General features: G+C 61.3%; 20 protein-coding genes. 10 read left to right on the forward strand and 10 right to left on the reverse strand.

Annotated features, from left to right (window positions below):
- The first annotated feature begins 62 nt into the window (after positions 1–62).
- From rraA to ACSPX5_RS04070, 6 genes are all read left to right on the forward strand, one after another.
- Positions 63–554 (forward strand): ribonuclease E activity regulator RraA, encoded by a 492-nt coding sequence (gene rraA / locus ACSPX5_RS04045; protein ID WP_065259739.1) that lies wholly within the window; start codon positions 63–65, stop codon positions 552–554.
- A 24-nt stretch (positions 555–578) separates the two neighbouring features.
- A complete protein-coding gene (locus ACSPX5_RS04050; protein ID WP_169429559.1) occupies positions 579–1574 on the forward strand; it encodes a zinc transporter ZntB in 996 nt (331 codons plus the stop codon).
- 63 nt (positions 1575–1637) lie between these two features.
- On the forward strand, positions 1638–1886 hold the full coding sequence (locus ACSPX5_RS04055; RefSeq protein ID WP_085700244.1) for a CrfX protein: 249 nt from the start codon (positions 1638–1640) through the stop codon (positions 1884–1886).
- 2 nt (positions 1887–1888) lie between these two features.
- Complete coding sequence (locus tag ACSPX5_RS04060) at positions 1889–2713, forward strand: mechanosensitive ion channel family protein (protein WP_065259736.1); 825 nt, start codon at positions 1889–1891, stop codon at positions 2711–2713.
- A 90-nt stretch (positions 2714–2803) separates the two neighbouring features.
- Positions 2804–3394: an RNA polymerase sigma factor SigX gene (gene sigX, locus ACSPX5_RS04065; RefSeq protein WP_011333251.1), complete on the forward strand. Its 591-nt coding sequence runs from the start codon at positions 2804–2806 to the stop codon at positions 3392–3394.
- A 107-nt stretch (positions 3395–3501) separates the two neighbouring features.
- On the forward strand, positions 3502–4551 hold the full coding sequence (locus ACSPX5_RS04070) for an OmpA family protein (protein ID WP_169429560.1): 1050 nt from the start codon (positions 3502–3504) through the stop codon (positions 4549–4551).
- A 74-nt stretch (positions 4552–4625) separates the two neighbouring features.
- Here ACSPX5_RS04070 and cobA read toward each other — a convergent pair whose 3' ends face one another.
- The 8 genes from cobA to ACSPX5_RS04110 all read right to left on the reverse strand — a co-directional run bounded on the left by cobA (position 4626) and on the right by ACSPX5_RS04110 (position 16109).
- Positions 4626–5378 (reverse strand): uroporphyrinogen-III C-methyltransferase, encoded by a 753-nt coding sequence (cobA, locus tag ACSPX5_RS04075; RefSeq protein WP_439820984.1) that lies wholly within the window; start codon positions 5376–5378, stop codon positions 4626–4628.
- 13 nt (positions 5379–5391) lie between these two features.
- A complete protein-coding gene (locus ACSPX5_RS04080; protein WP_439820985.1) occupies positions 5392–8106 on the reverse strand; it encodes a nitrate reductase in 2715 nt (904 codons plus the stop codon).
- Complete coding sequence (gene nirD / locus ACSPX5_RS04085) at positions 8106–8423, reverse strand: nitrite reductase small subunit NirD (protein WP_007951992.1); 318 nt, start codon at positions 8421–8423, stop codon at positions 8106–8108. The genes ACSPX5_RS04080 and nirD overlap by 1 nt, the downstream gene beginning before the upstream one ends.
- The gene (gene nirB, locus ACSPX5_RS04090; protein ID WP_169429563.1) at positions 8420–10888 is read right to left on the reverse strand and encodes a nitrite reductase large subunit NirB; all 2469 of its coding nucleotides are present in this window, start codon (positions 10886–10888) and stop codon (positions 8420–8422) included. The genes nirD and nirB overlap by 4 nt, the downstream gene beginning before the upstream one ends.
- 308 nt (positions 10889–11196) lie before the next feature.
- Positions 11197–12867 carry a protein kinase domain-containing protein gene (locus tag ACSPX5_RS04095; protein ID WP_439820986.1) on the reverse strand — a complete coding sequence of 557 codons (1671 nt, stop codon included), beginning with the start codon at positions 12865–12867 and terminating at the stop codon, positions 11197–11199.
- Positions 12868–12874: 7 nt separating this feature from the next.
- Positions 12875–14086: a nitrate/nitrite transporter gene (locus tag ACSPX5_RS04100; RefSeq protein WP_007952035.1), complete on the reverse strand. Its 1212-nt coding sequence runs from the start codon at positions 14084–14086 to the stop codon at positions 12875–12877.
- 220 nt (positions 14087–14306) lie between these two features.
- Positions 14307–14882 (reverse strand): ANTAR domain-containing response regulator, encoded by a 576-nt coding sequence (locus ACSPX5_RS04105; RefSeq protein WP_007916390.1) that lies wholly within the window; start codon positions 14880–14882, stop codon positions 14307–14309.
- 15 nt (positions 14883–14897) lie between these two features.
- A complete protein-coding gene (locus ACSPX5_RS04110; RefSeq protein ID WP_169429566.1) occupies positions 14898–16109 on the reverse strand; it encodes a CmpA/NrtA family ABC transporter substrate-binding protein in 1212 nt (403 codons plus the stop codon).
- 222 nt (positions 16110–16331) lie between these two features.
- Between ACSPX5_RS04110 and ACSPX5_RS04115 the strand changes: the two genes are divergently transcribed.
- On the forward strand, positions 16332–17351 hold the full coding sequence (locus ACSPX5_RS04115) for a quinone-dependent dihydroorotate dehydrogenase (RefSeq protein WP_439820987.1): 1020 nt from the start codon (positions 16332–16334) through the stop codon (positions 17349–17351).
- 138 nt (positions 17352–17489) lie between these two features.
- Here the strand turns inward: ACSPX5_RS04115 and rmf are convergent, their stop codons facing one another.
- On the reverse strand, positions 17490–17705 hold the full coding sequence (gene rmf / locus ACSPX5_RS04120; protein ID WP_003223300.1) for a ribosome modulation factor: 216 nt from the start codon (positions 17703–17705) through the stop codon (positions 17490–17492).
- Between the two features lie 530 nt (positions 17706–18235).
- Here rmf and rlmKL point away from each other — a divergent pair.
- Together rlmKL and ACSPX5_RS04130 are read left to right on the forward strand one after the other, a co-directional pair.
- Entirely contained in the window at positions 18236–20506 is a 2271-nt protein-coding gene (gene rlmKL / locus ACSPX5_RS04125) for a bifunctional 23S rRNA (guanine(2069)-N(7))-methyltransferase RlmK/23S rRNA (guanine(2445)-N(2))-methyltransferase RlmL (RefSeq protein WP_169429568.1), read from the forward strand.
- A 144-nt stretch (positions 20507–20650) separates the two neighbouring features.
- The gene (locus ACSPX5_RS04130; RefSeq protein WP_439820988.1) at positions 20651–23035 is read left to right on the forward strand and encodes a sensor domain-containing diguanylate cyclase; all 2385 of its coding nucleotides are present in this window, start codon (positions 20651–20653) and stop codon (positions 23033–23035) included.
- Between the two features lie 115 nt (positions 23036–23150).
- Here ACSPX5_RS04130 and dacB read toward each other — a convergent pair whose 3' ends face one another.
- Entirely contained in the window at positions 23151–24611 is a 1461-nt protein-coding gene (gene dacB, locus ACSPX5_RS04135) for a D-alanyl-D-alanine carboxypeptidase/D-alanyl-D-alanine endopeptidase (protein ID WP_439820989.1), read from the reverse strand.
- A 233-nt stretch (positions 24612–24844) separates the two neighbouring features.
- Between dacB and ACSPX5_RS04140 the strand changes: the two genes are divergently transcribed.
- Positions 24845–25189 (forward strand): YggL family protein, encoded by a 345-nt coding sequence (locus tag ACSPX5_RS04140; protein WP_085711916.1) that lies wholly within the window; start codon positions 24845–24847, stop codon positions 25187–25189.
- Positions 25190–25192 lie beyond the last annotated feature (3 nt).

Consider the following 25192-nt stretch of genomic DNA (forward strand, 5'->3'; position numbering starts at 1 on the left):
CGGATCTCGTTTCAAAAGAGTGCGACATCCTTGATCGTCTTCCTTGTTACAGGAGTTATTCGATGAACCATTACCTCACGCCTGACCTGTGCGACGCCTATCCCGAGCTGGTGCAGGTGCTGGAACCGATGTTCAGCAATTTCGGTGGCCGTGATTCCTTCGGCGGCGAAATCGTGACCATCAAGTGCTTCGAAGACAACTCGCTGGTCAAGGAACAGGTTGAACTCAAGGGCAACGGCAAGGTGCTGGTGGTCGATGGCGGCGGTTCCCTGCGGCGTGCGCTGCTGGGCGACATGCTCGCCGAGAAAGCCTCGAAAAACGGTTGGGAAGGGCTGGTCATCTACGGCTGCATCCGTGATGTGGACGTCATCGCCCAGACCGATCTCGGCGTGCAGGCACTGGCCAGCCACCCGATGAAGACCGACAAGCGGGGTATCGGCGACCTCAACGTGCCGGTGACTTTTGCGGGCGTTACGTTTCATCCGGGCCAATACATCTATGCGGACAACAACGGCGTGATTATCTCGCCGAGCCCGCTGAAGATGCCTGAATAAATCGCGGCAAGCACTGGGGTGAGGATGTTCGAGGAAGAAAACGCGCAATGGGGGCTGGTGCATGCCCTGGTGCTGGATGGTAAAGGCGGTGCGCGTTCGATAGCCCGGACTGAACTCGACGATTTGCAGCTGCAGGCCCATGAAAGCCTGTGGCTGCACTGGGATCGCAGTCACCCGCAGACCCAGACCTGGCTGCGCAAGTCCAGCGGACTGAACGAATTCACCTGCGATCTGCTGCTGGAAGAGAACACCCGTCCACGGCTGTTGCCGCTGCCCGATTCCGAGTTGCTGCTGTTTTTGCGCGGGGTCAACCTCAATCCTGGGGCCGAGCCGGAAGACATGGTCTCGGTACGGATTTTCGCTTCGGCCCAGCGTGTGATTTCCCTGCGTTTGCGCCCATTGCGCGCCACGGATGAACTGCTGGCGATGCTGGGGGAGGGCAAGGGCCCGAAAACGTCGTCCGAACTCATTCTTTATCTTGCGCAATATCTCACCAACAAGGTGCAGGATCTGGTCACTTGCCTTTCGGAAGTGGTCGATGAAGAGGAAGAAAAGCTGGATGCCGACGAACGGTATACCCCCGAGCACGGAGCGGTTTTGCACATCCGTCGCCGAGCCGCCGGACTGAAGCGTTTTCTCGCACCGCAGCGCGATATTTTCGGACAGCTGACGCGAATAAAACTGCCATGGTTCGTCGATGACGACGCGGACTATTGGAACGAATTGAACAACAGCCTGACCCGCTACCTCGAAGAGCTCGAATTGACCCGAGAGCGCGTGGGGCTTGTGCTGGACACCGAAGACCGGCGTTTGAGCGTGCGCATGAATCGCACCATGTACCGCTTCGGGATCATCACCGGGATCTTCTTGCCGATGAGTTTTCTCACCGGCCTGCTGGGGATCAATGTCGGCGGAATTCCACTTTCCGGAAGCCCTTACGGCTTCCTGGTGGCATGCCTGCTGATGGTCCTGGTGGCGCTCGGACAATGGTGGTTGTTCCGCCGATTGCGCTGGGTTTGACGATGGGCCATGTGACCCGACCAAATTTGCCCGCGTCTTTCACAGACATCACGAGAGGTGCGTATGCACGATCCGTTTGAACAGTCTTTGCGCGACATGCTCAACGCCTCGCCGTCCGGCCGCGACGACGATGCCTGCCTGGGCCGCGTACTCAAAACCGCCAACCGCCAGGTCGGCGCCGGTGATCTGTTCAGCCTGCTGGGCCGCTGGCTGCCTGCGCTGATGATCGCCCTGAACAACGGCTCGGCTCATGTCGCGCCGGTTTCCCGTCTCCGTAAACCTACCGCTCGCACTGCTGATAAGGCTGATTGAATATGGAACTTGATCTCTGGACTCAGAGCCTCGTCACGGCAATGACAGCGTTGTGGACCAAAGTCGCTAATTTCATCCCGAACCTGTTCGGCGCACTGGTGGTGCTGCTGTTGGGCTTCGTGGTGGCCAAGTTGCTGGACACATTGCTGTCCAAGCTGCTCGCCAAACTCGGCCTCGACCGCTTGATGGGCGGCACCGGCCTGACCAAACTGATGTCCCGTGCGGGACTGCAAGTGCCGATCTCGACCCTGATCGGAAAAATCGTCTATTGGTTTGTTCTGCTGATTTTCCTGGTTTCTGCGGCAGAATCCCTTGGACTTGAGCGAGTTTCAGCTACGCTGGACATGTTGGCGCTGTATGTGCCAAAAGTTTTCGGCGCCGCGCTGGTGCTGCTGGTGGGTGTATTGCTGGCGCAACTGGCCAACGGACTGGTGCGCGGTGCGGCAGAAGGCGTAGGACTGGACTACGCTTCAGGACTTGGGCGAATTGCCCAAGGCCTGGTGATCATCATCAGTATCTCGGTCGCGATCAGTCAGCTTGAGGTCAAGACCGACCTGCTGAACCATGTGATCGTCATCGTATTGATTACCGTTGGTCTGGCGGTTGCGCTGGCCATGGGCCTGGGAAGCCGGGAAATTGCCGGTCAGATTCTTGCGGGAATCTATGTGCGTGAGTTGTATCAGGTTGGGCAACAAGTGCGTGTTGGCGAGGTCGAAGGCCAGATCGAAGAGATCGGCACGGTTAAAACCACATTGCTGACCGATGAGGGTGAGCTAGTCTCTCTCTCCAATCGGATCCTGCTGGAACAGCATGTGAGTAGCCGCTAACCCGGCAAACCCTGCTAATGTATGCCGCCGCAAAATGCCAGCTGATGCTGGCAGCGGTGGACATTGACCTGACTGTCGGCACGACTTGTTTTGAATAAAGCCCAAACGCTATCCACGCGCTACGACCCCCGCGAGCTCTCTGACGAGGAGTTGGTCGCGCGCTCGCATACCGAGCTGTTTCACGTGACGCGCGCCTATGAAGAACTGATGCGGCGTTACCAGCGGACATTATTTAACGTCTGTGCACGATATCTTGGGAACGATCGCGACGCAGACGATGTCTGTCAGGAAGTGATGTTGAAGGTGCTGTATGGCCTGAAGAACTTCGAGGGCAAATCGAAGTTCAAGACGTGGCTGTATAGCATCACCTACAACGAATGCATCACACAGTATCGGAAGGAACGGCGAAAGCGTCGCTTGATGGACGCACTGAGTCTTGACCCCCTCGAGGAAGCGTCCGAAGAAAAGGCGCCGAAACCCGAGGAGAAGGGCGGACTCGATCGCTGGCTGGTGTATGTGAACCCGATTGACCGTGAAATTCTGGTGCTACGTTTTGTCGCAGAGCTGGAATTTCAGGAGATCGCAGACATCATGCACATGGGTTTGAGTGCGACAAAAATGCGGTACAAACGTGCTCTAGATAAATTGCGTGAGAAATTTGCAGGCATTGCTGAAACTTAGTTCAGCGCAAATATCTCTTACGTGTAGGCAAGTTCTGATAGACTTGCCGCCGAGTTGTCCCCCGGTTTGCGGGACTGCTTCACAATCACCAGATGGGGATTTAACGGATGAAACTGAAAAACACCTTGGGCTTGGCCATTGGTTCTTTGATTGCCGCTACTTCGTTCGGCGCACTGGCACAAGGCCAAGGCGCAGTTGAAGGCGAACTGTTCTACAAGAAGCAGTACAACGACAGCGTTAACCATGTCGAAGACGGCTTCAACCCAGGCGCCTCTATCGGTTACTTCTTGACCGACGACGTATCGTTGAACTTGACCTACGACAAGAACAACCACACCCGTTCGAACGACGGCACCGGCAGCCAGAAACTGCACGGCGACAACTTCGGTCTGAACGCTCAGTACCACTTCAACAACGCTGGCGACGCTCTGCGTCCTTACGTTTCCGGTGGTGTTAAGCACGGCAGCCTGACCAACGTAGCTGCTGACGGCCACACCGGTCGCGATCAGTCGACCTACCTGACTGCTGGCGCTGGCGTCAAGTACTACTTCGCTGAAAACTTCTACGCCCGTGCTGGTGTAGACGCTGACTACAAGCTGGACAACGGTCGCTGGAACTACGCTCCAGTAATCGGTCTGGGCGTGAACTTCGGTGGCGGCAACAAGCCTGCCGCTGCTCCAGTTCCAGCACCAGCTGAAGTCTGCTCCGACAGCGACAACGATGGCGTTTGCGACAACGTTGACAAGTGCCCGAACACCCCAGCCAACGTAACTGTTGACGCTGATGGCTGCCCGGCAGTTGCTGAAGTTGTTCGTGTAGAGCTGGACGTGAAGTTCGACTTCGACAAGTCGGTCGTCAAGCCAAACAGCTACGCTGACATCAAGAACCTGGCTGACTTCATGAAGCAGTACCCATCGACTCACACCACTGTTGAAGGTCACACTGACTCCGTCGGTCCTGACGCTTACAACCAGAAACTGTCCGAGCGTCGTGCAAACGCCGTTAAGCAAGTTCTGGTTAACCAGTACGGTGTTGAATCGTCCCGCGTTCAGTCGATTGGCTACGGCGAAACCCGTCCAGTTGCTGACAACAAAACCGAAGCTGGCCGCGCCGTTAACCGTCGCGTAGAAGCTCAGGTTGAAGCTCAAGCTAAGTAATTAGCTCGCTGCTTTGAGGAAAGCCCGGCTCAGGCCGGGCTTTTCTTTGTCTGGGATTTGGTAAAACCAGAGGGTCAGGCTGACTGATTGGCGGGCCAGGCGAGCAAACCGGATCGGTCCGCAGAAGCCGCCACCGCACCAATCACCAGAATGGCCGGGCTCTTGAGCTGGAACCTGCAGGCTGCTTCCTCCATCCCCGTCAGATCGCTCCGGCATTCCCGTTGTTGTGGCAGGGATGCGTTCTCGATCATCGCCACCGGCGTCTCCATCGCCATTCCGCCTGCCAGCAACTGCTCACGAATTTCGCTGAGCTTGGCCACCCCCATGTAGATCACCAGCGTCGTGCCGCTCTGCGCCAGTGCCTGCCAGTTCACCTGACTGTCATCCTGAGTGTGCGCGGTGACCAGCGTCACCCCCCGCGCTACGCCGCGTAACGTCAGCGGAATGTCACACTGCGTCGCCCCGGCCAGCCCGGCGGTGATGCCATTGACCAGCTCCACTTCAACCCCGCGCTCACGCAGCCACTGCGCTTCCTCGCCGCCACGGCCGAAGATGCAGGGATCGCCGCCCTTGAGGCGCACCACGCATTTGCCCTGGCGCACATAACGCAGCATCAGCCGATGAATGAACGCCTGTGGCGTCGAGCGACAGCCGCCGCGTTTGCCGACCGGAATGATCCGTGCGGCGGGGCAGTATTCCAGCACTGCGTCGTTGACCAGATCGTCGATCAGCACCACATCCGCTTCGCGCAAGGCACGTACGGCTTTGAGCGTCAGCAATTCAGGATCGCCAGGACCTGCGCCCACCAGCCAGACTTTTGCGTTCATGGTGTTTTCCTCTTCAGATGACGGCGACCGGCCGCGTTTCGGCGGCCAGCAAACGCTTGATTTCCGGGACGCAGGAACCACATTGCGTGCCGCAGCCCAGTGTGTTTTTCAAACCCTGCAGATCCAGACCTTCTCGAATGCCGGCGCAGACCGCGCTGTGGCTGACGTTTTTGCAATTGCACAGGGTCTTGTCGGCAACGCTCTGCACACCGGCATTGCCCGGCGGCGCACTCATTGGCGCCAGCAGCCAGCGCCGCAGTTGTTCGTCTGCGCGGCCCTCCAGCCACAGGCCTTGCAACCAGTGTCGGGCAAGGGTTTCGCCGGCGAGGCGAATCGCGGTGATTCGCCCGTTTTCGATGCGTACCCGTTTGCCGATCGCCCGGCGCGGATCGTCATAGGCCAGTACCGGGCCGTCGATCAGAGCCAGGCACTGGTCGATTTCGCGCAGCAATTGCGGATCGGGTGCGGCGGCGCTGGCAGCGCGTATCAGCAGCGCGGGACGCTCGCGACCGACCAGGCTGAGGCTGACGTAGGAAAACGCCTCACACAGCGGGCGAAGTGCCTCAAAATGCCGCTGAACATCACCCTCGATCAGTGCGAAAAGTTGCCAGGGCAGATTCACCGGTTCCAGGCGTACCCCGCTGTGCTTGAGTTCAGGTTGTTTCGACAGGGGATCGAAGGCGGGCAGCGTCAGGCAGTTCACGCCGCCCTTGAGAAAACGATCACCCCAATGCATCGGCAGAAACGCCTGACCAGGACGCACGCTGTCATCGCTGCCGACCGCCACGACCACTGCGCCACGACGACTTTTCAGGCTCACCAGATCCCCCGGTTGCAAGCGGTGACGGCGCAATTCGTCCGGATGCAGACTCAACACTGCTTCGCTGACATGACCGAATAACTGCGCCGCCGTGCCGGTGCGGCTCATACCGTGCCATTGATCACGCAGGCGGCCGGTGATCAGGGTCAGGGGAAAACGTGCGTCGCGTTGTTCCTTGGCGGCGCGATAGGGATCGGCAACGAACTGCGCCCGCCCGTTCGCTGTAGGAAAGATCCCGTCGCCATACAGCCGGGCTGTACCTTGGCGGGCGCCAGCGGGGAAGGGCCATTGCTGTGGCCCCAGCTCATCAATCAACCCATGGCTGATCCCCGATAGATCCAGATCGCGCCCCCGGGTCAGTTGTTTGTACTCGTCAAACAACTGCGCCGGTTGCTCGAAAGCAAACAGACCCGGCTGTTGCGGGCGGAGACGTTTCTCCAGGCGCTGTGCGAAATCTACGGTGATCGCCCAGTCCGGACGCGCCTCACCCGGTGCGGCAATGGCTTTGCGGACGTGGGAAATCCGCCGCTCAGAGTTGGTCACCGAGCCTTCTTTCTCGCCCCAACTGGCTGCCGGTAACAGTAGATCGGCAAACGCCGCGGTTTCGGTGGTGCGAAACGCCTCCTGCAACACCACGAACGGACAGGCTTCCAGCGCCGCGCGGACGGCGTTCTGATCCGGCATCGATTGTGCGGGGTTGGTGCAGGCAATCCACAGCGCCTTGATCTGGCCGCTGCGCACCTGTTCGAACAGTTCGATGGCGCTGAGGCCGGTGTTTTCCGGAAGCGAATCCACCCCCCAATACGCCGCCACTTCGGCGCGGTGCTGTGGGTTGGCAGCCTCACGATGACCGGGCAACAGGTTGGAAAGGCTGCCGGTTTCCCGCCCGCCCATGGCATTCGGCTGACCGGTCAGGGAGAAAGGTCCTGCACCTGGCCGACCGATTTGCCCGGTGGCCAGATGCAGATTGATCAGCGCGCTGTTCTTCGCACTGCCGGCGGTGGACTGGTTCAGGCCCATGCACCACAGCGACAGAAAACTCGGCGCGGTGCCGATCCATTCGGCGCATTGCTGCAGCTGCTCGACACTGATCCCGCACAGCTGCGAAACCATGGCCGGGGTGTAATCGCGCACCAGGCTTTTCAGCTCGGCGAGCCCGTCGGTGTGCGCCTTGATGAAGTCGCGGTCGATCCAGTCTTCCCACAACAGCAGATGCAAAATCCCATGGAACAACGCGACATCGGTGCCCGGCAGAATCGCCAGATGCAGGTCGGCGAGGTCGCAAGTGTCGGTGCGCCGAGGGTCGATGACGATGACTTTCATCTGCGGGCGGCGGGATTTGGCCTCTTCGAGGCGGCGAAACAGTACCGGATGGGCGTAGGCCATGTTACTGCCGACGATCATCACGCAATCGCTCAGCTCCAGGTCTTCATAGCTGCACGGTGGTGCGTCGGCACCAAGGCTGCGCTTGTAGCCAACCACCGCCGAAGACATGCACAACCGCGAATTGCTATCGATGTTATTGGTGCCGACCAGCGCCCGCGCCAGTTTGTTGAACGCGTAGTAATCCTCGGTCAGCAACTGCCCGGAGATGTAAAACGCCACGCTGTCCGGGCCGTGTTTAGCGATGGTGTCGGCGAACACGTTGGCGGCGTGATCCAGCGCGGTGTCCCAGTCGCAACGGCTACGCGCCAGGCCTTTGCCCAGGCGCAATTCCGGGTACAACGCCCGGGCCGCGAGGTCACCGGTCAGGTGCAGGGTTGAGCCTTTGCTACACAGTTTGCCGAAGTTGGCCGGATGCGCCGGATCGCCGCTGACGCCGAGAATGCGCTCGCCGTCATGCTCGATCAGCACGCCGCAGCCGACCCCGCAATAGCAGCAGGTCGAGGCGGTCGTCTGGCGGTTCATCAGACGGCGTCCCGCAGGGCCAGTTGCACACGGCCGTTTTCCACACGGGCCGGGTGATGGTGCGCGCAGCCGACGTCCGGCGCCTGGGCTTCGCCGGATTGCAGGTCGATCTGCCAGTTGTGCAGTGGGCAGGCCACGCGTTTGCCGTAGATCAGGCCTTGGGACAGCGGGCCACCCTTGTGCGGGCAGCGGTCATCGAGTGCGAAAACTTCGTCGTCGCTTGTGCGAAAGATCGCAATGTCACCTTTGGGGCCGGCGATGATCCGCGAACCGAGGGCGTTGATTTCTTCCAAGGCACAGATATCGAGCCAGTTCATGCCGGCACCTCCAGATTTTTCACGGGGATCACGTCGAATTCTTTCTTCAGTTGCGGCTGGGCAAGGCGCTCTTTCCACGGGTCCTGTTCGAACGACAGGGAGAATTGCAGGCGCTCGTTCAGGGCCTTGCGGCGTTCGGGATCTTCCAGCACGGCTTTCTTGATGTGCTCCATGCCGACCCGCTGCAGGTAGTGCACGGTGCGTTCGAGGTAGAAGGCTTCCTCGCGGTACAGCTGCAGGAACGCGCCGTTGTATTCGCGCACTTCTTCGGCGGTCTTGAGCTTGACGAAGAATTCGGCGACTTCGGTCTTGATCCCGCCGTTGCCACCGATGTACATCTCCCAGCCGGAATCGACGCCGATGATGCCTACGTCCTTGATCCCCGCTTCCGAGCAGTTGCGTGGGCATCCGGAGACCGCCAACTTCACTTTGTGCGGCGACCACATGTTGAACAGGTCATGTTCAAGATCGATGCCCAACTGGGTCGAATTCTGCGTGCCGAAGCGGCAGAACTCGCTGCCGACGCAGGTTTTCACGGTGCGGATCGATTTGCCGTAGGCGTGGCCGGACGGCATGTCGAGGTCCTTCCATACACCCGGCAGGTCCTGCTTCTTGATTCCCAACAGGTCGATGCGCTGGCCGCCGGTGACCTTGACCATCGGCACCTGATATTTGTCCGCCACGTCGGCGATCCGCCGCAGTTCCGACGGGTTGGTCACGCCGCCCCACATCCGTGGCACCACTGAATAGGTGCCGTCCTTCTGAATGTTGGCGTGGGCCCGTTCGTTGATCAGACGTGACTGTGGATCGTCCTTGGCTTCGCCGGGCCAGGTGGAAATCAGGTAATAGTTGAGGGCCGGGCGGCAGGTAGCGCAGCCGTTCGGGGTGCGCCAGTTGAGGTAGCTCATGGTGCCGGCGATGGTCAGCAAATGCTGTTCGCGAATGGCCTGGCGAATCTGGCCGTGGTTGAGGTCGCTGCAACCGCAGATGGCTTTTTCGCTTTTCGGTTTGACGTCCGCCGCGCCGCCGACGGTGTTGATCAGGATCTGCTCGACCAGCCCGGCGCAGGAGCCGCAGGAGCTGGCGGCCTTGGTGTGTTTCTTTACCTCGTCGACGCTGAACAGGCCGTGTTCCTGAATCGCCTTGACGATGGTGCCCTTGCACACGCCGTTGCAGCCGCAGACTTCGGCGTTGTCGGCCATGCTCATGGCTTTGTCCTGGCCCTGATGTCCTACATCGCCTAAAGCATGCTCCATAGAAGAAGAGCCGCCGAACATCAGGTGATCGCGGATCTGCCGAATGTCGTGATTCTCACGAATCTGCCGGAAATACCAACCACCATCCGCCGTATCGCCGTACAGACAGGCGCCGACCAGCACGTCATCCTTGATCACCAGTTTTTTGTACACCCCGCCGATCGGATCGGAGAGGGTGATGGTCTCGGTGCCTTCGCCGCCCATGAAGTCGCCGGCGGAAAACAGGTCGATGCCGGTGACCTTCAATTTGGTCGAGGTCACCGAGCCCTGATAGCGGGCGAAACCCAGTTGCGCCAAGTGGTTGGCGCAGACCTTGGCCTGTTCGAACAGCGGCGCGACCAGGCCGTAGGCGATGCCGCGATGGCTGGCGCATTCGCCGATGGCATAGATGCGCGGGTCGTAGGTTTGCAGGGTGTCGTTGACCAGAATCCCGCGATTGCACGGGATGCCGGCCTTTTCCGCGAGTTCGGTATTGGGGCGAATGCCAGCGGCCATGACCACCAGATCGGCAGGAATGATGTCGCCGTTCTTGAATTGCACCGAGCCGACGCGACCGTTGCCGGCGTCGTGCAGGGCCTGGGTCTGTTCGCACAGGCGAAAGTGCAGGCCGCGGGATTCGAGGGCGGTTTGCAGGAGTTGGCCGCTGGTCTTGTCCAGTTGCCGCTCCAGCAGCCATTCACCCAGGTGCACCACGGTGACGTGCATGCCGCGCAGCATCAGGCCGTTGGCCGCTTCGAGGCCGAGCAGGCCACCGCCGATCACCACGGCGTGCTTGTGGGTCTTGGCGGTGTCGATCATGGCTTGGGTGTCGGCGATGTCGCGGTAGCCGATCACGCCCTGCAAGGTGTTGCCGGGGATCGGCAGAATGAACGGGGTCGAGCCGGTGGCGATCAGCAAGCGATCATATTCGGCTTCGGTACCGTCTTCGGCGATCACACGGCGTTTGACCCGGTCGATCTCCACCACTTTGCGGTTGAGCAGCAGTTTGATGCCGTTTTCCAGGTACCAGTCGAGGTCGTTGAGCACGATCTCTTCGAAGGTCTGTTCGCCGGCCAATACCGGCGACAGCAGGATGCGGTTGTAGTTGGTGTGCGGTTCGGCGCCGAAGACCGTGATGTCGTACAGCTCGTTGCTCAGTTTCAGCAGTTCTTCCAGGGTGCGGACCCCGGCCATGCCGTTGCCGATCATCACCAGTTTGAGTTTTTTCATCAGGTTCTCCGGGAGCATCGGGCTTGCCTCTTGTGGGCAGTCAGGCCTTGCTCGACAAAATGGCGCAAACAAAAAAGGCGTCCCGCCAGTTACCTAGCGAGGACGCCTTTGTCCTTGTCCCGTTCTCTCGGGAAGCCTGGCCTTCGTCGTTGAAGGTCGGGCTTTATGTCAGTTGGAAACGTTAATGCAGTGGTTGTGCCAATTCGCGCTCAGACACGAATTCATTGGGGTGGGGCTGGAATTGGCCAGATGTTCATTGTGGTTTTTGCACTGAATGGAAGCAGTCTGCTCGCTAATGGAGCGTCGGATCAGCCATGAAACAACAGAAACAGCAGCACCAGATTGCCCAGTAGCGCCAGCAGCGCCAGTGTCCGCCAGACCTTCAGCGGCTCCCGCTCGAGCAAGGGACGAGGACGTACATTCAGGCTGCGGCGTTCACCCTGTTCCAGCGTGAGCAGCCATTCTTCAGCGGTTTCATAGCGTTGCAGCGGGTCAGTCGAGACACCACGTTCCAGACACTGCGCCAGCCATTCCGGCAGATCCGGCCGATAACGAGCCGCACTCACCGGCAGCCCGAAACGCGGACGCTGGAAGGCTTCGACTTCTCCGTAGGGAAAATGCCCGGTGAGCAGGAAATACAAGGTTACGCCCACCGCATACAGATCCTGACGAGCCTGGGGCGCATCCCCTCGAAAGGATTCCGGTGCGATATAGCTCGGGGTTCCCGGCAGCGTCGACGGCGTGTCCTGCGAAAGACCGGGGCAATACGCCAGACCGAAATCCAGCAAACGCAACTCGCCGTCGTCCCCCAGCAGCAGGTTCTCCGGTTTGATGTCGCGGTGCAGAATCTGCCGCCGATGCAGAAGGCCGACGGCCCGCAACAGGCGTTCGGCCACGTCCTGCCACTGAGCCAGCGGTAGTGGGCCGGCTCGCTCGAACAACTGCGCGAGGGTGATTCCCGAATATTCACGCATCACGTAGTACAAATGCTGACGCTGACTGGCGCTATGGACTTCAGGGAAATGTCGCCCGGCCACGCGTTTGAGAAACCATTCCTCCGCCAACAGTGCCTGACCTGCGTGGGTATCGTCCGCCAGCCGTGGGGGCAAGGTCTTCAACAGCCACGCCTGGCCTTGGCCATCGAGGACGCGATACAGCAACGATTGCTGGCTTTGGCCGACGATGCCTTGCACCTGCCAGCCTTCGAAGGTCTGACCCGGTTTGAGCGTCGGGGGCAGCGGCCATTGCTGCAACTGAATCAGCGCATCGCCGATGCTCGCTTCCCCCACGGCATCCACCCGCACCAGCAAGGCGCTGGCGTTGTCCTGGCCGCCGGCCAGATGCGCGGCGTTGACCAGCGTTTGTGCCGCACTGTGCAGATCCGGTTGATCACGCAGGATCCCGGCGATGGCGGTATCGCCGAGCGCCGCCCACACGCCATCGCTGAGCAGCACGAAACATTCGCCCTCACGCAGTTCGCCGTCGAGAAAGTCCAGCACCAGATGCTGATCCAGCCCCAGTGCGCGCTTGAGCACGTGCTGCATGCCCGGTTGTTCCCAGACGTGATCCTCGGTGATGCGCTGCAGGGTGTCGGCGTGCCAGCGATAGACCCGGCAATCCCCCACATGCGCCAGCGTGAAGCGCCTGCCGCGCAGGACCAGCGCGCTGACGGTGGTGAGCAACGGCTGGCCACCGCCATTGGCTTGCAACCAGCGATTTTGCGCGAGCAACAGGCGATCCAGCGCCTGGGCCACGCTCCAGGTCTGCGGGGTGGCGTAGTAGTCCAGCGCCAACGCCTGCAAGGTCGAGCGCGCAGCCAGACCGCCATCGGCGCACTGGCTGACGCCGTCGGCGATGGCGAACAGGAAACCCTTGCTGGCGGCCAGCGCCGGGGCCGGAGTGACCAGGCGCAAGGCGTCCTGATTCTCCGCGCGGGGGCCGGTGGCGCTGGCTTCAGCGAAGCTCAGTCGCAGTGCCATGCGGGCCTCAGACCCGGGCAGCGGTCACGGCCGCCGAACCCCAGGTGGTTCTCCAGCGACGTTTGACCCCGTGCAGGCCGAACCACGCCAGCACACCAAGGCTGGCGAACAACCACAGCGCCAGTTGATAGCTGCCGGTGCTCTGTTTGATCGCGCCCATGCCCGCCGCCAACGCAAAACCGCCGATGCCGCCGGCCATGCCGATCAGCCCGGTCATCACGCCGATCTCCCGGCGAAAGCGCTGTGGCACCAGTTGGAACACCGCGCCGTTACCCGCGCCAAGACCGAGCATGGTGCAGACGAAAAGTGCCAGCGCCGCGTAGGAACTGGGCAGGTTGAATCCGACCGCTGCGATGCAGACCGCCGCCACCGTGTACATCGCCAGCAAGGTGCGAATCCCGCCGAAACGGTCAGCCAGCGCGCCGCCCAGCGGTCGCATCAGGCTGCCGCCGAACACGCAGGCAGCAGTGTAGTAACCGGCGGTGACCGGGCTCAGGCCGTATTGATCGTTGAAGTAACCGGGCAGGGCGCTGGCCAGGCCGATGAAACCGCCGAAGGTGACGCTGTAGAAGAACATGAACCACCAACTGTCGCGGTCGCCCAGAGCCTTGAAGTAGTCGGCCATGGATTTGGCTTTTGGTCGCTCCGGCGCGTTTTTCGCCAGCCAGGCAAACAGTACCAGGGTCAGGATCAGCGGAATCAGGGCGAAACCGAACACGTTGCTCCAGCCGAACGCCGCTGCCAGTACCGGGGCGATCAACGCCGCGAATACGGTGCCGGAGTTGCCGGCGCCGGCGATGCCCATCGCCTTGCCCTGATGCTCCGGCGGATACCACTGCGAGGCCAGCGGCAGCGCCACGGCGAATGAAGCGCCGGCCATGCCGAGGAACAGGCCAAGCAACAAGGCTTGTTCGTAACTGTGGATGCCGAGTTTCCAGGCGCCGAACAGCGCGCAGATCACGATCACCTGGCCGATCAGCCCGGCGGTTTTCGGCGACAGGCGATCGGCAAGCATGCCCATCGCAAAGCGCAGCACGGCGCCGGCCAGAATCGGCGTGGCCACCACGAGGCCGCGTTGTTGGGTGGTCAGGTGCAGGTCAGCGGCGATTTGTACCGCCAGAGGGCCGAGCAGGTACCAGACCATGAAACTCAGATCGAAATACAGGAAGGCCGCGAACAGGGTCGGGGTGTGGCCGGATTTCCAGAAGCTTTTATTCATCGCGCACCTCAGCGGTAGAGAATCTCGGGAAGGAATCAGAACCAGCACAGTGGGGCGCCGCCACGGCCGCACCACCGGCCCCGGTCAATGGGGCCAAAACGCAAAAACGCCGCTACCCGGATCGCCGAAAGGGGCGAAGAAGGTGAGCGACGTCTTTGTCGTGGGTGGGGCAACCGCCGTTGGTTACCTGTAGCGATTGCTTAGCGAGATCTGTGCCAGCTCAGCCAAGCAACTCGCTCATCGCGATGATCTGTTCGGCGACCTGGATCAGTTTCTGCTGGCGGCTCATGGCCTGGCGGCGCATCAGGGTGTAGGCCTCTTCTTCGTTGCAATCCTTCATTTTCATCAGCAGCCCCTTGGCCAGTTCGATGCGCTTGCGCTCGGCCAGTTGCTGGTCGCGGGCCTGAAGCTGGGCGCGCAAGGCCTGATCGCTCTCGAAACGGGCCATGGCCACGTCGAGAATCGGTTGCAGGCGTTGTGCGTGGATGCCCTCGACGATGTAGGCACTGACCCCGGACTTGATCGCCTGACGCATCACGCCAGGGTCGTGCTCGTCGGTGAACATCACGATCGGCCGGGGTTGGTCGCGGCTGACCAGCACCACTTGTTCCATCACATCGCGGCTCGGTGACTCGGTATCGATCAGGATCACGTCCGGACGCACCGTTTCGACGCGCGCCGGCAGGTCGATGGTCAGGCCCGACTCGTCGATCACCTCGAAACCGGCCTCGGTCAGCGCGGCTTTCAGGCGCCCGACTTTTTTCGCGGTGTCGTTGATCAGCAGAATGCGCAGCATGTTCGCGGTCTCCTGTCAGCGCTGGGCGAGAAGGGGCGCGCTGTCGCTCAGCGCGTGGAGCTTGAAGCTCCGGGCATAGGCGGCCGGGTCGCTGCCGTCCCAGATCTTGCCGTCGATCAACTGGCTGCTGCGCATGTCCTTGCCCCAGGCCGCGACGCCCACGGCAGTCGCCGCGTCGCGATAGATCTCCAGTTGTTGCACCTGCCGGGCGACGGCGAGGTAATCCGGGTCGTCGCGCAGCAAACCCCAGCGGCGGAACTGGGTCATGAACCACATGCCGTCCGACAAGTACGGCAGGTTTACCGCGCCATCGCCATGAAAGCGCAGGGCGTGTGGGTCCTGCCAGCGATTGCCCAGGCCGTCGTCGTAGTCGCCGAGAAAGCGCGGTTCGATGCAGGACACCGGGGCGTCGAGGTATTCCGCTGCGCTCAACAACTGGGCGGTGCTGCGGCGGTTTTCCGGGCTCTCTTCGATGAAACGGCTGGCTTCGAGGATCGCCATCACCAGCGCACGGGCGGTGTTGGGGTATTGCTCGACGAAGGCGCGGGTGCAGCCGAGGACTTTTTCCGGGTGATCGGGCCAGATGGTCTGGCTGGTCGCCAGCGTGAAGCCGAGATTCTGTTGCACGGCGCTGGCGGCCCACGGCTCGCCGACGCAGAAACCGTCGATGCGACCGGCCTGCAGGTGCGCAACCATTTGTGGCGGCGGCACGACCACGCTGTCGACATCCTGCAACGGATGAATGCCCTGGCTCGCCAGCCAGTAATACAGCCACATGGCATGGGTGCCGGTCGGAAAGGTCTGGGCGAAGGTCAGTTTTGCGCGGGTTTGGTGCACATGGTGGTGCAGCGCTTCAGGACCGGTCACGCCCAGGCCCTGCAAACCGTGGGACAGGTTGAGGCTCTGACCGTTCTGGTTCAGGCCCATCAGCACCGCCATGTCGGTCGGCGCGACGCCGCCGATGCCCAGATGCACCGCGTAGATCAGGCCGTAGAGGCTGTGGGCGGCATCGAGTTCGCCGCTGACCAGATTGTCCCGCAGGTTGGCCCAGGAACTCTGGCGCTTGAGGTTCAGGGTCAGGCCGTAAGGCTGGGCAAAGCCCTGGGTGGCCGCGACCACCAGCGAGGCGCAGTCGCTCAGGGCCATGAAGCCCAGGTTGATCGCGCTTTTTTCCGGGGCATCGCTGCCGTTGACCCAGGCCAGCGGCCCGGCGGAGGTTTGAGTCATGAAAGCCACCCTCAAAAAAAACGCCGTCCCAGGCTTTGCCCGCGCAAAACCGAGAGACGACGCCATTGTCCTTGCCTGCACGCCACCATTGGCCTGCAGGCTGATGCCGAGGAAGGTGCAAGGCATATGCCATGCGCACCGATTTACCCGTGCGCCTCGCGCGGCGGGACGATGCCCGGCTATAATCGCCGCCTCTTTTCGCCGCCCGAGTCATAGCCGCCCATGTACACCCTGGCCCGTCAGCTGTTGTTCAAACTTTCCCCGGAAACCTCCCACGATCTGTCGCTGGATCTGATCGGCGCGGGCGGGCGTTTGGGCCTCAACGGCTTGCTGTGCAAGGCGCCGGCGTCGCTGCCGGTGACTGTCATGGGCCTGCAGTTCCCGAATCCTGTGGGTCTGGCGGCCGGTCTGGACAAGAACGGCGCGGCCATCGACGGCTTCGCCCAGCTGGGGTTCGGTTTTGTCGAAATCGGCACCGTGACCCCGCGTCCGCAGCCGGGCAACCCGAAACCACGGATTTTCCGCCTGCCGGAAGCCGAGGCGATCATCAACCGCATGGGTTTCAACAACCTCGGTGTGGATAACCTGCTGGCGCGGGTGGTGGCGGCCAAATACAAAGGCGTGCTGGGGATCAACATCGGCAAGAACTTCGACACCCCGGTCGAGCGCGCGGTAGACGACTACCTGATCTGCCTGGACAAGGTCTACGCCCACGCCAGCTACGTCACGGTCAACGTCAGCTCGCCGAACACCCCGGGCCTGCGCAGCCTGCAATTCGGCGATTCGCTCAAGCAATTGCTGGCGGACCTGGCCACGCGCCGCGCCGAACTGGCCCTGCGTCACGGCAAACATGTACCACTGGCGATCAAGATCGCGCCGGACATGACCGACGAAGAAACCGCGCAAGTCGCCCAGGCGCTGATCGAAACCGGGATGGACGCGGTGATCGCCACCAACACCACCCTCAGCCGCGTGGGCGTCGAAGGCATGGAACACGGCGACGAGGCGGGCGGTCTGTCCGGCGCGCCGGTGCGTGAAAAGAGCACCCACACCGTGAAAGTGCTGGCGTCCGAGCTGGGTGGCAAACTGCCGATCATCGCGGCGGGCGGTATCACCGAAGGCAAGCATGCGGCCGAGAAGATCGCTGCTGGCGCGAGTCTGGTGCAGATCTACTCCGGCTTCATCTACAAGGGCCCGGCGCTGATCCGCGAATCCGTGGACGCCATCGCCGCCAAACGCTGATCGGCGGACATGAAAGGCAGGCATAAAAAAGGGCTCCTCGAAGGAGCCCCTGGGCCGTAGCCCGCCGTCCGGGAAGGACGTGCATGGTGATCAGGTTGTTACGAAATCAGATTGTCGTGTCGCAATAAGTGCCCTGTGTCAGCCGACGGCGTGAAGTTCGTTGAGTCTGTGGATTCCCGCAGTGCCGGTCATACCGTCCCAGTTGTCGCCGCGTCCTTCTCGCCAGCCGTTGATCCAGGCTTGACGTACCGACGGTAGAGTAAATGGGCAAAGCTCACGGGATTTGCCACCAACGCCATATTGATATCCGCGCAAAAATGCTCTTTCCAACGGATCACGCTTAAGTCTTCTCATAGGGTGTTTCCCTCACTTGTTGACTGTTTTTGTCGCGTCGACCTCAATTGAGGTCTGGCAGAAAAACTCTGCCGTTGGCGGCTCGCTGCCGGCGTGGCGAGCCAAGGTGTTGACGCCGTTGCGACGTCAACCTGTGTCCAGTTCTAACCAATGAGTCACATCGATGGAATGACCGTTTTGTCATAAGGACGTAACGAAAAAGATGCTATTGCCATAAGTAACCGCGTATTTATCCAGTGTTCGTTGGCTAAACCCCGGTATGATCGGCCCCGCGCTGGATGATGAGGTTAATCCTTTAGTGAGAATGACCCACGTTTACGCTGGGGTACTATTCGACGAAGGGTTGCTTTGAGTCATTTTGTTGCATCAACTTTTTTATCTGTCCCGGCATCTAAGCTCTTTTAACCCGAGCAGCGGGGATGGAACGGCACACCTTCGTGCCACGCGGGCGCTCTTGTAGAAAAGCGCCTGATTGAAAACCGGATCGGCAATGCGTTGCCGGTTCATCAGCCAAAGGCTCTGGAAAAACCATGTCCGACCGTTTCGAACTCTTCCTCACTTGCCCCAAAGGCCTTGAAGGCCTGCTCATCGAGGAAGCCGTCGGGCTTGGCCTTGAAGAAGCTCGCGAGCACACTTCCGCCGTGCGTGGCATGGCGACCATGGAAACCGCTTATCGCCTGTGCCTCTGGTCGCGTCTGGCCAACCGGGTGCTGCTGGTGCTCAAACGCTTCCCGATGAAAGACGCCGAAGACCTGTACCACGGCGTACTCGACGTCGACTGGCAGGATCACATGCTGGCCGACGGTACCCTGGCCGTGGAATTCAGCGGCCATGGTTCGGGCATCGACAACACCCACTTCGGCGCCTTGAAGGTCAAGGACGCCATCGTCGACAAGCTGCGCACCCCGCAGGGCGACCGTCCAAGCATCGACAAGCTCAACCCGGACCTGCGCATTCATCTGCGCCTGGATCGCGGCGAAGCGATTCTGTCCCTCGACCTCTCCGGTCACAGCCTGCACCAGCGCGGTTATCGCTTGCAGCAGGGCGCTGCGCCGCTGAAGGAAAACCTCGCGGCCGCGATCCTGATCCGTTCCGGCTGGCCACGCATTGCCGCCGAAGGTGGCGCGCTGGCTGACCCGATGTGCGGTGTCGGCACGTTCCTGGTCGAAGCCGGCATGATCGCCGCCGACATGGCGCCGAACCTGCGTCGCGAACAGTGGGGCTTCACCGCCTGGCTCGGTCACGTACCGGCGCTGTGGAAAAAACTGCATGAAGAAGCCGTCGAACGCGCCGCCGCCGGTCTGGCCAAGCCGCCGCTGTGGATCCGTGGTTATGAAGCCGACCCACGGCTGATTCAGCCGGGCCGCAACAACGTCGAGCGCGCCGGCCTGAGCGAATGGATCAAGATCTATCAGGGCGAAGTCGCCACCTTCGAACCGCGCCCGGACCAGAACCAGAAAGGCCTGGTCATCTGCAACCCGCCGTACGGCGAGCGTCTGGGCGATGAAGCCAGCCTGTTGTACCTCTACCAGAACCTTGGCGAGCGTCTGCGTCAGGCCTGCCTGAACTGGGAAGCGGCGGTGTTCACCGGCGCGCCGGACCTGGGCAAGCGCATGGGTATCCGCAGCCACAAGCAGTATTCGTTCTGGAACGGCGCGCTGCCATGCAAGCTGCTGTTGATCAAAGTGTTGCCGGACCAATTCGTCACCGGCGAGCGTCGTACCCCGGAGCAACGTCAGGCCGAACGCGAGCAAGCCGCTTATGATCAGGCGCCGAACGAGCCGCAAGAGCGCAAGTTCAACAAGAACGGCAACCCGATCAAACCGACGCCGGCCCCGGCGCCTGTGATCGAGCAGCCGCGCCTGAGTGAAGGCGGGCAGATGTTTGCCAACCGCCTGCAGAAGAATCTCAAGGCGATGGGCAAGTGGGTCAAGCGCGAAGGCATCGACTGCTACCGCGTCTACGATGCGGACATGCCGGAATACGCCATGGCCATCGACCTCTATCACGACTGGGTGCACGTCCAGGAATACGCCGCGCCGAAGTCGATCGACCCGGAAAAAGCCTCGATCCGCATGTTCGACGCCCTGGCGGCCATTCCGCAGGCGCTGAACATCGACAAAAGCCGCGTGGTGGTCAAGCGCCGCGAGCGCCAGAGCGGCACCAAGCAGTACGAGCGTCAGGCTGCCCAAGGCAAATTCAATGAAGTGACCGAGGGCGGCGTGAAGTTGCTGGTCAACCTCACCGACTACCTCGACACCGGGCTGTTCCTCGATCACCGGCCGATGCGCATGCGGATTCAGAAAGAGGCCGCCGGCAAGCGCTTCCTCAACCTGTTCTGCTACACCGCGACCGCCAGTGTGCACGCAGCCAAGGGCGGCGCGCGCAGCACCACCAGTGTCGACTTGTCGAAAACCTACCTCGACTGGGCGCGCCGCAACCTGTCGCTCAATGGTTTCTCCGACAAGAACCGTCTGGAGCAGGGCGATGTGATGGCGTGGCTGGAAAACTGCCGGGAAGAGTACGACCTGATCTTCATCGATCCGCCGACCTTTTCCAACTCCAAGCGCATGGAAGGGATCTTCGACGTGCAGCGTGACCAGGTGCAACTGATCGACCTGGCCATGGCCCGCCTGGCCAGCGGCGGGGTGTTGTACTTCTCCAACAACTTCCGCAAGTTCCAGCTGGAAGACAACCTGGCCGAGCGCTACGCGGTCGAGGAAATCACCGCCAGCACCATCGACCCGGATTTCGCCCGCAACGGCAAGATCCACCGCGCCTGGAAAATCACGGCCCGTTGACACTCTGAGCAGTTGGATCCACAGAGCCTTGATTTTTAAGGCTCTTGGATCCCATCAGAGCTAGCCAAATTAGTGGCTAATAGCTATAACTCACTCACGGCCAACGGGGTTATCCCGCAAGTACTGGCGTAGTGAGTGGCCCATATGTCGTTGCACCCCGTGCGCCCAAAGATCCTGGGTTTCATCAGCGAAGAAGTCTCGGCCTGGCTGGTCGCGCTGCTGGTATTGCTCGCCGGCGGGATTCTCACGGGGCTGCTGGCCTGGGCCACCCTCAATCAGTTTCACAGCCAGTTGCGCCAGCGTTTTCAATTGCTGGCCAATGAGCGATACAGCCGCATCGAAGAACGTTTTCAGGATCAGGAGCAACGCCTCGACGGCCTGCGCCGGTTCTTCGCCAACTCTGAATCGGTGTCCCGCGCCGAATTCGACGGCTACACCCATCCTTTATTGCTGCGCACCCAGGCCTATTCGTTCGCCTTGCGGGTGAGCGGCGCCGAGCGCGCCGCGTTCGAGCAGCGGGTGCGTGACGAAGGCCTGAGCACCTTCAGCGTGCGCGAACTCAATGCCCGCGGCGAGCTGCAACTGGCCGCGGCCCGGGATGAATACGTGGTGGTGTTGTACAGCCAGACCCAGAGCCGGCTCGGCTCGCCGTTGGGTTACGACCTGCTGGCACAACCGTTGCGCCGCACGACCCTGGAGCGCGCCGACCAGCTTCGCGGCCTGGCAGTGTCGCAGCCAATGCATCTGGTGGGTATCGAGCCGGCTTACGCCCGCGGCGTATTGTTGGTGGCGCCGGTGCTGCGCGAAGGCGAGCCCAGATCATACGGCTACGTGATAGCCGTCATCAGCATGCGTCAGCTGCTGGCGGACGGTTTGCCGGATCCCCCTCATGACTACCTTTCGGTGCGCATCCTCGATCTGTCCACCAACGACCAGCATGAGGTGCTGTTCGAGTCGACCAATGATCCGGCGCCCAGCGATCTGTCGACCACGCGGCTGGTGCGCATGGCCGACCATGACTATCAGGTCGATATCTCGCCCAGCGAGGCTTTTTTGCAGGCTAACCATTCGTCGGTCGGCAGTGTGGTCATTCTGGGTGGCTTGCTCAGTCTGCTGCTCAGTGCGTTGCTGTATATGCTGGTCAGTCAGCGTCAGCGGGCCTTGCGCATGGTCGAGTTGCGCACTCAGGAGCTGCATGAGCGCGAGCAGGAACTGCGGGGCACCCACGGCCAGCTGCGCGGGGTGCTTAACGCGGCAACTCAAGTGGCGATCATCGCCACCGACCTGCGCGGTGTAATCAACACATTCAATCCCGGTGCGGAGCAGATGCTGGGCTACAGCAGCACCGAGGTCATCGGCCACATGACGCTGGAAAACCTGCATTTCCCCCGGGAGCTGGTCACCCGTGCGGCGGAGCTGAGCGCCCGCTATGGCAAGGCCATCCCGACCTGCCAGGCGATGCTGGTGGAGGGCGGCGAAGTCGGCGGGCATGAGGCGCGCGAGTGGACGCTGGTGCGCAAGGACGGCAGTCATCTGCCGGTGAACATGCTGGCCACCCCAGTCCTGGACGAGCAGGGGCTGTGGGTCGGGCACCTGGCGATCTGCATCGACATCACCGAACGCAAGCGCGTACACGAAGCGCTGGCGGCGCGGGACCTGCTGTTGAAGAAACTCAGTGCTCACGTTCCCGGCGGCATCTATCAGTTCAAGATGGAATTCGACGGGAGCTTCAGCGTGATCTACGCCAGCGAGGGGATTCGCGAGATCTACGAGCTGGAACCTGACGTGCTGCTGCTCAATGCCGAATCCATCTTTACCCGGATTCATCCGCAGGATGTCAGCCGCGTGCGCAAGTCGATCCGTGCCTCGGCGGACAACCTCAGCCCGTGGCGCGAGGAATACCGCGTGCAATTGCCAGAGCGTGGCCTGCGCTGGGTGCGCGGCGAAGCGACCCCGGAGGAACTGCCGGGCGGTGGCGTGCTCTGGCATGGCTACATCTCGGACATCTCCGACCTGAAGCGCGTGGAGGAAGAACTGCGCGCACTGTCGGTGACCGATTCACTGACCGGCATCCACAACCGGCGCTATTTCCAGGAACGTCTGACGACCGAAATGGCCCGGGTCGAGCGTGGAGGTGGCGAACTGTCGGTGATCATGCTCGATATCGATCATTTCAAACGGATCAACGATCAGTACGGCCATGCAGTCGGCGACCGGGTGTTACAGGCGGTGTGCGAGCGCATCGGCCATCGGCTGCGGCGTACCGACGTGTTCTGTCGCTTGGGCGGTGAAGAGTTCATGGTGCTGTGCCCGGACATCGACGGTGATCATGCGTACATGCTGGCCGTGGAGTTGTGGCAAGGCCTGCGCGGGGCGCCGGTGGATGTGGTCGGTGTGGTAACGGCGAGTTTCGGGATTGCCAGCTGGCGGCCGGGGGAGGGCGCTGATTCGCTGTTGTTGCGGGCGGATTCAGGGGTTTATGCGGCGAAGCAGGGCGGGCGGGATCGGGTCGAGAGGCAGATGAACTAGGCACTAAACGTGTGGGAGCCAGCCTGCTGGCGATCGCTTCAGTTCAGTCAATGATCCAGTGACTGACACTCCGCCATCGCCAGCAGGCTGGCTCCCACAGTGTTTTGTGGTGTGCTTACAAGACCGAAGCGGTTTGCGTCGCTCGCGGCTGTTTGTAGAGATCCAGCAGCACCTGATCCAGCACCGACGATGCACCGAAAGGCGCCTTGTCGTTGAGGATCGCCACCACGGCCCAGGTGTTGCCATTGACGTCGCGGCTGAAACCGGCGATTGCGCGCACAGTATTCAGGGTGCCGGTCTTGACGTGGGCTTCACCGCGCACGGCGGTGGTCTTCAGGCGTTTACGCATGGTGCCGTCCATGCCGGCAATCGGCAGCGAGCTGATGTACTCGGCAGCGTAAGGGCTGTGCCACGCGGCCTGCAGCATCGCGGCCATTTCCCGGGCGCTGACCCGCTCGGCACGGGACAGGCCGGAACCGTTCTCCATGACCAGATGCGGCGCGGTGATGCCTTTTCTCGCCAGCCACTGGCGCACCACGCGTTGCCCGGCCTTGGCGTCATCGCCATCGGCTTCGTTGCGGAATTTCTGGCCCAGACTCAGGAACAGCTGCTGAGCCATGGTGTTGTTACTGTATTTGTTGATGTCGCGGATGATTTCCGCCAGATCCGGCGAGAAGGCGCGGGCCAGCACTTTGGCGCTGCTTGGCGTTGGCGCCAGACGATCCTTGCCCTGGATGCTGCCGCCCAGTTCCTTCCAGATCGCCCGCACGGCACCGGCGGTGTAGGTCGCGTGGTCGAGCAGCGACAGATAAGTCTGCGAGCTGCAGCCTTCACCCAACTGACCGGCAACGGTCACGGTCACGCTGCCATCGGCCTGTGTCACCGGGTTGTAGCGCACGCCACCGGTGCATTGCTTGGAGTTGAGGGCCTTGACGGTGTTCTCGATCTTGATGCTGGCAATCGGCGGTTCTACTGAAACCAGCACCCGGCCGCCGTCATTGCGGGCCACGAAACGCAGGGCCTTGAGGTTGACCAGCAACGAGTCCGGCTTGACCAGGAACGGCTTGTTCTCGTCATTGCCGTCATCGTTGAATTCCGGCAGCTGCGGTTGTATGAAGAAGCTGCGGTCCAGCACCAGGTCGCCGGTGACCTGGGTCACGCCGTTGGCGCGCAGGTCGCGCATCAGCAGCCAGAGTTTTTCCATGTTCAGCTTTGGATCGCCGCCACCCTTGAGGTAGAGGTTGCCGTTGAGGATGCCGCCGCTCAGGTCGCCGTCGGTGTAGAACTCGGTTTTCCACTGGTGGTTGGGGCCGAGCATTTCCAGTGCGGCGTAGGTGGTCACCAGTTTCATGGTCGAGGCCGGGTTGACCGACACGTCGGCGTTGTACACGGTCGGCGTGCCCGGACCCTCCAGCGGCACCATCACCAGCGACAGGGCGCTGGACTGCAGCTTGCTGGCCTTCAGGGCTTTTTCGACGTTGGGTGTCAGGGACGTGTTGATGGTGGCAGCGCAGACAGGCAGGGCCAGGGGGAGAAAAAGGCCGGCCAGGAGCAGAGGACGCAACGATTTGATCATATGAAATAAAACCCTACAGCCGAGGGGAAAAAGACGAGGACATGGATGAAAAGGCCCTCAGTGGTCATGAAAGTGTCGGCATTATGCCCCAAGGTGTAACAGCTTGTGCCTTTCCCAAGGGGCCCGATGGGTTATTTTTTTACGGGCGGTCGTACGCACGTCCCGGATAGGCGGGCAATCGCCGCCTTAAACTGGTAAAGTGCCGGCCGTTATTACTTAAGAGGATTGTTCCAATGGCGACTAACCGTTCCCAGCGTCTGCGCAAAAAACTGTGCGTCGATGAATTTCAAGAGCTGGGTTTCGAACTGAACCTGGGCTTCAAAGAAGACCTGTCCGAAGAAGCCATTGACGCTTTCCTCGAAGCATTCATCAAAGAAGCCATGGAAGCCAACGGTCTGGGCTATGTCGGCGGCGAAGACTTCGGTCTGGTTTGCCTGCAGAAGCGTGGCTCGGTTTCCGAAGAGCAGCGCGCTGCCGTTGAAGCCTGGCTGAAAACCCGCTCCGAGCTGACCACTACTGAAATCAGTCCGCTGCTGGACGTCTGGTATCCGGAAAAGCCGATCAACGCGGCCAAGTGATGC

This window comes from Pseudomonas sp. HLG18 (assembly GCF_051903985.1).
Taxonomy (GTDB): domain Bacteria; phylum Pseudomonadota; class Gammaproteobacteria; order Pseudomonadales; family Pseudomonadaceae; genus Aquipseudomonas; species Aquipseudomonas fluorescens_BT.

Bases quoted from the DNA above. Each gene is read 5' to 3' on its own strand.
- rraA (WP_065259739.1), top strand. From the start codon at position 63: ATGAACCATTACCTCACGCCTGACCTGTGCGACGCCTATCCCGAGCTG.
- nirD (WP_007951992.1), bottom strand. From the start codon at position 8,423: ATGAACTGGCTCGATATCTGTGCCTTGGAAGAAATCAACGCCCTCGGT.
- rmf (WP_003223300.1), bottom strand. From the start codon at position 17,705: ATGAGAAGACTTAAGCGTGATCCGTTGGAAAGAGCATTTTTGCGCGGA.
- ACSPX5_RS04130 (WP_439820988.1), top strand. From the start codon at position 20,651: ATGTCGTTGCACCCCGTGCGCCCAAAGATCCTGGGTTTCATCAGCGAA.
- ACSPX5_RS04060 (WP_065259736.1), top strand. From the start codon at position 1,889: ATGGAACTTGATCTCTGGACTCAGAGCCTCGTCACGGCAATGACAGCG.
- ACSPX5_RS04110 (WP_169429566.1), bottom strand. From the start codon at position 16,109: ATGACTCAAACCTCCGCCGGGCCGCTGGCCTGGGTCAACGGCAGCGAT.
- nirB (WP_169429563.1), bottom strand. From the start codon at position 10,888: ATGAAAAAACTCAAACTGGTGATGATCGGCAACGGCATGGCCGGGGTC.
- ACSPX5_RS04070 (WP_169429560.1), top strand. From the start codon at position 3,502: ATGAAACTGAAAAACACCTTGGGCTTGGCCATTGGTTCTTTGATTGCC.
- ACSPX5_RS04100 (WP_007952035.1), bottom strand. From the start codon at position 14,086: ATGAATAAAAGCTTCTGGAAATCCGGCCACACCCCGACCCTGTTCGCG.
- ACSPX5_RS04055 (WP_085700244.1), top strand. From the start codon at position 1,638: ATGCACGATCCGTTTGAACAGTCTTTGCGCGACATGCTCAACGCCTCG.
- ACSPX5_RS04115 (WP_439820987.1), top strand. From the start codon at position 16,332: ATGTACACCCTGGCCCGTCAGCTGTTGTTCAAACTTTCCCCGGAAACC.
- ACSPX5_RS04095 (WP_439820986.1), bottom strand. From the start codon at position 12,867: ATGGCACTGCGACTGAGCTTCGCTGAAGCCAGCGCCACCGGCCCCCGC.
- ACSPX5_RS04140 (WP_085711916.1), top strand. From the start codon at position 24,845: ATGGCGACTAACCGTTCCCAGCGTCTGCGCAAAAAACTGTGCGTCGAT.
- cobA (WP_439820984.1), bottom strand. From the start codon at position 5,378: ATGAACGCAAAAGTCTGGCTGGTGGGCGCAGGTCCTGGCGATCCTGAA.
- ACSPX5_RS04105 (WP_007916390.1), bottom strand. From the start codon at position 14,882: ATGCTGCGCATTCTGCTGATCAACGACACCGCGAAAAAAGTCGGGCGC.
- ACSPX5_RS04050 (WP_169429559.1), top strand. From the start codon at position 579: ATGTTCGAGGAAGAAAACGCGCAATGGGGGCTGGTGCATGCCCTGGTG.
- ACSPX5_RS04080 (WP_439820985.1), bottom strand. From the start codon at position 8,106: ATGAACCGCCAGACGACCGCCTCGACCTGCTGCTATTGCGGGGTCGGC.
- dacB (WP_439820989.1), bottom strand. From the start codon at position 24,611: ATGATCAAATCGTTGCGTCCTCTGCTCCTGGCCGGCCTTTTTCTCCCC.
- rlmKL (WP_169429568.1), top strand. From the start codon at position 18,236: ATGTCCGACCGTTTCGAACTCTTCCTCACTTGCCCCAAAGGCCTTGAA.